Below are 7489 nucleotides of genomic sequence, written 5' to 3'. Positions count from 1 at the left end.
CCCCCCCCCCCCCCCCCCGGGGGGGGGGTGGTTATCCAGCACGTTTCAACATGGTTTCCTCTGCGTTACCTCTGCGCCTTTGCGGCTCTGCATTCCCTTCGGTCACCTCTGCGGTGGATGTTGATTTCTTCACAAGATATCAACACCTCACAACTCCATCGTATCGGCAAAGGTCAGCGCCTGCATCTGGGCACGGTTGAAATGGTCGGCGGAGAGGCCGAGCATTGCCGCCTGTTCGGCGAGGGCTTTTCCGTCGTAGCTCTCGCTGACCCTGGCCAGTTCGAGGAAGGGACCATAAACCCCGCCGTTGCCGAGCAGCGCGTCGCAGATCGGCTCCGGCAGGCTCATCGATTCGAGCACCTTGTCCATGCTCACGCCGAGCAGGGCGTCGAGCATCGAGAAGGCGCCGGTGATGAACAGGTTGTCGAATTCCTGGCGGTCGACCAGGCCGTGCGCCAGCACTTCCATCAGGTGCGCGCGGGTCAGTGCGGTGTGCATCAGCGCCGGCGCCATCGGGTCCTTGCTGGCTGTGGCCAGCAACAGGGACAGCCATTTGTTGAGCTTGTTGTAGCCGAGAATGGTCACTGCATGGCGGAAGGACTGGACCTCGCAGGACAGGCCGAAGCCGGCGGAGTTGATGTAGCGCAGCAGTTTGTACGAGAGCGCCACATCCTGTTTCAGCGCCGCCTCGATTTCCTTGACATCGGCATTCTTGCGCACCAGGTTGAGGACGCGGACGATTTGCGCCTGCCCCGGGTTGAGCACCTTGGCCGTGGCTTTTTTCGAGCGCATGAAAAACCAGCTGGCGGCAGCATTCACCCCGGCGTCGAGGCAGGACTGGAAACCCTGTTCGTCATTGACGTTGAAGGCCACGCCAATGCCATAAGGCTGCGTCTGCGCGGCCAGAATCTTCAGTTGTGCCGGCGTATAACGCAGCGCGTCGAAGGCGATGAAGCGGAACGTCACGCCGGCCGCCAGCGCGGCTTTCGCCTGCGTGTCGAAAATCAGGCACAGCGAGGGTTGCGCGGCCTGCACGGCAGCAATGAAAGCCTCGGCGCCGGGCTCAAGCAACGACGCTGAAGGAACTTCGATGGTGGCATTGGCCGGCACCGGCCATTCGAGCAGCGCCGCATCGACGGGCGTATCGCCACAATTGATGAAGACCAGTTTTTCACCCTGCGGCCAGCACTTGGTCAGCGCGTTCAGGGTGGTGGCGGCATCTTTTGTCGTCGCGCCGTCAGCCAGGTGCAGCGTCAGGCGGCTGGCGATGATCTTGCTCTGGCGATTGACCAGGGGCTGGCGGGAAATGAAGACGTCGGGCATGGCGATCAACCTGCAATATTGGATGGATTCTGGACAACGGTTGCCGCTTCGCTAACTGCTTCACTGGCTTCGTCGATGGCATATTCGAAGGAATCGGCGAAAAACTCGTTTTCCGGCAGCTGGCATTGTCCGACAAAATCCCGCCGGGCGGCCGCCACCATCGCCGGCGAACCGCAAACATACACCTGGTGACCGGAAAGATCAGGAAAATCCTGCATCGCCGCGGCGTGCACAAATCCGATGCGCCCGCTCCATTTCTCGCACTGCGGCGTATCGGACAGCACCGGAACGAAGCGCATGCCGGGCTGCTCGCGGGCCCACTGCTCGGCCAGCGGCAACAGGTAGAGATCGGCGCGCTCGCGTCCGCCCCAGTAGAGGGTGATGGCCCGCGTCGTCTTTTCGGCGATGGCGTGTTCGACAATGGCCTTGATCGGCGCGAACCCGGTACCGCCGGCCACCAGCAGCATCGGTTTCTGCGAATCCTCACGCAGGTAGAAACTGCCGTGCGGCCCGTTGAAGCGCAGCATGTCGCGATCCTTCATGGTGCTGAACACATGATCGGTAAACTGCCCGCCCGGCACATGCCGGATATGCAGTTGCAGGCAGCCATCGTCGTGCGGCGCATTGGCCAGCGAAAACGCCCGCCGCCGACCGCCCTTGAGCAGGATATCGATGTATTGCCCGGCAAAGAACTGCAATCGCTCGCTGGCCGGCAGCCTGAGTTCGACCAGCATCACGTCGGGCGCCGCACGCGTCAGCTTCTGCACCCGCGCCGGCAGGGTCTTCACCGGGAGTTCTTCCGACGAACGCAGTTCCCGGCTCTCGATGCTCAGGTCGCTGCTTGCACTGGCGCAGCAGAAAAGGGCAAATCCGGCACGGCGATCGGCCTCGCTCAACACCTCATTCAATGCCTTGCCGTGATCGACCTGCCCGCTCAGCACCTTCCCGCGACAGGCGCCACAGGCTCCGTAGCGGCAACCGTAGGGCAAGGCCAGCCCCTGGCGCAGCGCGGCGTCGAGAATCGTCTCCTCCGCCTCGGCCTGAAAAACGTGATTGCTCGGCTGAACGCTGATCTGAAACCCCATCGAATCTCCCTGACGGCATGAATCCGGTAAAATTGCGCCGTGCAAAAATTATTGATCGTCGGCTGCGGTGACGTGGCTCGCCGTACCCTGCCCCGCCTGCTCGGCCATTATCGACTCTTCGCCCTGCTGCGTGACCCGGCGCAGTTCGCTTTCTGGCGCGCCAACGGTGCCTGCCCGATCCTCGCCGATCTTGATCGTGCCGCCAGTTTGAAGCGTATTGGCGGCCTCGCCGACATCGTGCTGCATTTTGCGCCCCCACCCGATCGCGGCAGCGCCGATACCCGCACGCGCAATCTGCTGGCGGCATTGAGCCAGGGAAAAAGTCTACCACAGCGGCTCATATACATTAGCACCAGCGGCGTTTATGGCGACTGCGCCGGCGCGCACATCGACGAAACCCGGCCGCTGCGCCCGGCCACCGCCCGCGCCCGGCGTCGCGTCGATGCCGAACGCCAGTTGCGCCGCTTCGGCAGGAACAACAGCGTCCGCGTCAGCATCCTGCGCGCCCCAGGCATCTACGCCGCCGACCGGCTGCCGATCGAGCGCCTGCAAAAAGGTGTGCCGACGCTGTGTGCCGAGGACGATGTGTTCACCAATCACATCCATGCCGACGACCTGGCCATGCTGACCTGCGCCGCGCTGCGCTACGGCCGCGCCAACCGCTGCTACAACGCCAGCGACGACTCCGCGCTGAAGATGGGCGAATACTTCGACCTGGTTGCCGACCGCTTCGGCCTGCCGCAGGCGCCGCGCATTACGCGCAGCGAAGCGCAGCAACGGATGTCGCCCGTGCAACTGTCATTCATGAGCGAGTCGCGCCGGCTCGACAACCGGCGCAGCAAAAAGGAACTCCGGGCAAAATTGCGCTACCCGCAGGTTGCGGATGGCTTGACGGGCATGGGGGCCGCTGATTAGCCCGTTACCCTCAATTTATCCTTAAAACCTCAGTTTAACCACGGCGAACACGGCGGGCACAGCGAAAAGCTGCTGCGAAGCAAATACTCTTGGGGTGCTCAGTTTTTTAGGATTTCATGGCTCACCCAAAGGGTAAGGGTGAATTATGAAAATATTGCAAGTCATTGATTTCCCGTTGTGTTCGCCGTGTTCGCTGTGGTCAACTGCCTTTTCTAGGTTTATTGCCGCCTGGCAAGAAAGGAAACATCGATGTTTTACCTGGTACTCAAATCGTTGCATCTGGTGCTGGTCGTCAGCTGGTTCGCCGGCCTCTTCTACCTGCCGCGCATCTTCGTCAACCTGGCGATGGTGCCGAAGGAAAGCCGCGCCGAACGCGACCGCCTGCTGCTGATGGCCGGCAAGCTTTATCGCTTCATGACGCCGATCGGTTATCTGTCGATTGCCCTCGGCCTCTGGCTGTGGCTCGGTTTTGGCGTCAGCGGCGGCTGGCTGCACGCCAAAACAACGCTGGTCGTCGGCCTGGTTGCCTATAATCTCTACTGTAAAAAGCTGCTGAATGATTTCCAGGCTGGCCGCAACACGCGTGGCCACGTCTGGTTCCGCTGGTTCAACGAAATCCCGGTCATCGTCCTGCTCGTCGTCACCCTCTTGGTCATTCTCAAACCCTTCTAGGAACTCCTTTGGAAAAGTTTTTTGCCAGTTGTCCGCGCGGTCTTGAAGCCCTGCTTGCGGAAGACCTCGTCGCCGCCGGCGTCAGCGATCTGAAGCCGATTCCCGGCGGCGTGCATTTTGTCGCCGACTGGCCGACCTGCTACCGCGCCAACCTGCACTCGCGCATCGCCACCCGCATCCTGTGGCGAGTCGCCCATGGCCGCTACGCCAAGGAAGACGACATCTATCGCCTGGCGCTCGAAACGGCGTGGCCGACGTGGTTCGACTTCGGGCAGACGATCCGCGTCGATGTGATCGGGGTCAAAAGTCCGCTCAAGAGCCTTGAGTTCATCACCCTGCGCATCAAGGACGCCATTTGCGACCGTTTCCGCGCCGACACCGGCAAGCGCCCGAGCGTCGACACGCGCGAGCCGGAGGTGCGCATGCACGGCTTCATCACCGCCGACGAATGCACGCTGTACATCGACACCTCGGGCGCGCCGCTCTACCAGCGCGGCCTGCGCCAGAAGACCGTCGAAGCGCCACTGAAGGAAAACGTCGCCGCCGGCATCCTGCGCCTTTCCGGCTGGCAACCCGGCACGCCGCTGCTCGACCCGATGTGCGGCAGCGGAACTTTCCTGCTTGAAGCGGCGCAGATGGCGCTCAATATCGCGCCGGGCGCCGGACGCGACTTCGGCTTCCAGCGCCTGAAGAACTTCCAGCTCGCCGTCTGGAAGGATCTGCTCGACAGCGCCATGGATGCCGAAAAGCCGGCGGCCAAGGCGCAGATCTACGGCAGCGACATTTCGCCGGTCGCCGTGCGCGCCACGCTGGCCAACCTCGACCGCGCCGGCCTGCTGCCCGCCGTCACGCTGAGCACCGGCGATCTGCTGGAAATCGACGCCCCGGCCAACTATGGCAACAGCCCCGGCATCATGGTCGCCAACCCGCCCTACGGCGAACGCCTCTCTGAACAGGACGAACTGGCCGCCTTCTACCCGCTTTTGGGCGGCGCCCTCAAACGCAATTTCGCCGGCTGGAACTGCTACCTGCTGAGCGCCGACCTGCGCCTGCCCAAGCTGATGCGCCTGACGCCGAGCAAGAAAACCCCGCTCTACAACGGCGCCATCGAATGCCGGCTGTTCGAATTCAAGATGGTCGCCGGAAGCAACCGGAAGTAACTCAGAGCCGGCCTGCAAGGCAGGCTGGACGGGCTTCTTCAGAGTAAGTGTCGCGCGAGGCAGCATTCATGCGGATCTCGGGGCATGCCGCCTGGAAATGCCCTGTTGCAGAGCTGTTCAGGGCTCTGCACCCCACAGGCCATCGGGAGTAATAAAAGCATGCAAAACAGATCGTTAATACACCTCGGCCATCACCACCTGCGCTCTGTCTTTGCATATTGGCTTGCACACCGTTACAGCTTCCTTTTCTATACCCTGTTTCTGACGCTGATCGCCGCGCCCTTGCTCGCTGCGTTTGGCCTGGTTCAAACCCATCTGATGATTTTCGTCGGCATCAACCTGGTTGCGGCACTCGTAGGAATCAGGCGCCGTCATTTTTCACACGTATTGCTGATACTTTTATTCGCCTTGATCAGCATCCGGATAGTGGCCGGATCCATCGAATTACAAAGCGTGATTGCCGCCAGCACCATCGCCCTGGTCATCCTGGGTTTTATTGCCGGAATCGACACCGTGCGCGTCGCCATGAGTTCAAGCAGGGTCAGTGCGGAGCTTATCTACGCCGGATTAAGCGTGTACATGCTGGTGGGAATATTGTTCGCCATTCTTCACTGGGCCGTCGGGCTGGAATGGCACGACGCTTACCTCCTGCCCGAAGGCGGATCGCTCTCCTTGCATACCAGCATGTATTTCAGTTTTGTCACGCAGACGACGCTGGGCCTGGGCGACGTGCTGCCGAAAAGTGATCTGGCGCGCGGTCTTGTGATGGTGCAGGCGGTGGCCGGACAACTCTATCTTGCCGTCATGGTGGCGCGCCTGGTCAGCCTTTATGTTTCCAGCGCCGAAAAAAATAACGAAGGGAGTTCTACATGAAGCGACTGACGGGCCCAGCGAAAAGCTGCTGCGAAGCAAATACTCTCGGGGTGCTCGGTTTTTCAGGATTTGATGGCTTACCCAAAGGATGAATCATGAAAACATTGCAAGCCATTGTTTTTCCATTGTGTTCGCCGTGTTCGCCGTGTTCGCCGTGGTCAACTGCCTTTTCCAGGATCAACCGCCTCCTCATGCAACGGACGCACCCATGTTGAATATCGAAACACCTTTTACCGGCAAATTTGCTTTTCTGCATACCGGTTTTCGCCCCTTTTTTGCGCTGGCGACCCTGGGTTCTGCGCTCTTGATGCTGCTTTGGCTTGGCAGCTTCGGGCTGGGCATGCCGGTCTTGCCGAAGGACTATCCGCCGATCACCTGGCATGCCCATGAAATGATTTTTGGTTTCGGACTGGCGGTGGTGTCGGGTTTCTTGCTGACGGCGGTGCGCAACTGGACCAACTTGCCGACGCTGACCGGCTACCCCTTGCTGGCGCTGGCCGTCATCTGGTTGCTGGCCAGAGTGCTGCCGTTCTTCGCGATCGGTGGCGCCTGGCCGGCGTTGGCTGAACTGCTGTTTCTGATCGTCCTGCTGGTGGCGCTGACGCGGCCCGTTGTGCGGGTAAAGCAGTGGAACCAGATGGCCATCGTGGGCAAGGTTGCGCTCTTCATTCCGGCCAGCCTGGTATTCCATCTGGGGGTTGCCAGGGTCTGGCCGGAAGGGATCGGCGTTGGCCTGTATGCCGGTTTTTACCTGATCCTGGGCCTGGTGCTGACGCTGATCCGGCGGGTCGTGCCGATGTTCATCGAGAACGGCCTCAACAATGGTTTTGTGACGCGCAACGACCCGCGCGTGGATCGCTGGAGTCTGGTGCTGTTTCTGGCGCTGGCCATTGCCGATGTCTGGCTGCAGTCCCGTCATGATGCGGTGTTGCTGGTTCTGGTTTCTGTGCTGGCCGGACTTCTGGCCATTCTCCACGCCTGGCGGCTGGCCGGCTGGGTGCATCCGGACGTCTGGAAAAAGCCGATGATCTGGGTGCTGGTCGTGGCTTATGGCTGGCTGGTGCTGGGTTTCCTGCTCAAAGCCCTGGCCGGAGCCGGCTGGGCCAGCCACAGCCTGGCCGTGCATGCGCTGGCCGCTGGCGGCATTGGCATGGTGACGCTGGGGATGATGGCGCGGGTCAGCCTGGGCCATACCGGCCGCAATGTGAATGCACCGCCACGCGTATTGCCGGTGGTGTTTGCCCTTGCAGCGCTGGCAGCGGCATGCCGGGTCGTGGGTGTCTGGCTGCTGCCGGCGTATTACGCCCACTGGATCTTGCTCGGGCAAGCCTTGTGGGTATTGGCGTTTAGCCTGTTTGCGCTGCTTTTCTTGCCGATCTGGGTCAAGGCCAGGATTGATGGCCGACGTGGCTAGTAGTCAGTCACGGATAACCCCGTCATTCCGGGCTTGACCCGGAATCC

At 61.3% G+C, this 7489-nt stretch carries 7 protein-coding genes; 5 read left to right on the top strand and 2 right to left on the bottom strand.

All coding sequences use genetic code 11. The features are described from left to right. Window positions 1–147: 147 nt before the first annotated feature. Both ACOYNV_RS24245 and ACOYNV_RS24240 read right to left on the bottom strand, forming a co-directional pair. Entirely contained in the window at window positions 148–1323 is a 1176-nt protein-coding gene (locus tag ACOYNV_RS24245; protein WP_422902381.1) for an EAL and HDOD domain-containing protein, read from the bottom strand. Window positions 1324–1328: 5 nt separating this feature from the next. Continuing rightward, window positions 1329–2408, bottom strand: coding sequence for a CDP-6-deoxy-delta-3,4-glucoseen reductase (locus ACOYNV_RS24240; protein ID WP_422902380.1), 1080 nt, complete (start codon window positions 2406–2408; stop codon window positions 1329–1331). 39 nt (window positions 2409–2447) lie between these two features. Between ACOYNV_RS24240 and ACOYNV_RS24235 the strand changes: the two genes are divergently transcribed. The 5 genes from ACOYNV_RS24235 (at window position 2448) to ACOYNV_RS24215 (ending at window position 7442) form a co-directional block, all read left to right on the top strand. Further along, the gene (locus ACOYNV_RS24235) at window positions 2448–3323 is read left to right on the top strand and encodes an NAD-dependent epimerase/dehydratase family protein (protein ID WP_422902379.1); all 876 of its coding nucleotides are present in this window, start codon (window positions 2448–2450) and stop codon (window positions 3321–3323) included. 249 nt (window positions 3324–3572) lie between these two features. Then, entirely contained in the window at window positions 3573–3995 is a 423-nt protein-coding gene (locus ACOYNV_RS24230) for a CopD family protein (protein WP_422902378.1), read from the top strand. A gap of 8 nt (window positions 3996–4003) precedes the next feature. Next, entirely contained in the window at window positions 4004–5155 is a 1152-nt protein-coding gene (locus ACOYNV_RS24225) for a THUMP domain-containing class I SAM-dependent RNA methyltransferase (RefSeq protein WP_422902377.1), read from the top strand. Between the two features lie 159 nt (window positions 5156–5314). Then, window positions 5315–6028 (top strand): potassium channel family protein, encoded by a 714-nt coding sequence (locus ACOYNV_RS24220; RefSeq protein WP_422902376.1) that lies wholly within the window; start codon window positions 5315–5317, stop codon window positions 6026–6028. 208 nt (window positions 6029–6236) lie between these two features. Next, window positions 6237–7442, top strand: a complete 1206-nt coding sequence (locus ACOYNV_RS24215; protein WP_422902375.1) for an NnrS family protein — start codon at window positions 6237–6239, stop codon at window positions 7440–7442. Window positions 7443–7489 lie beyond the last annotated feature (47 nt).

The sequence above is a fragment of the Propionivibrio sp. genome, assembly GCF_049316945.1.
GTDB lineage: Bacteria > Pseudomonadota > Gammaproteobacteria > Burkholderiales > Rhodocyclaceae > Propionivibrio.
This window is presented reverse-complemented; position numbering and strand designations above follow the sequence as displayed.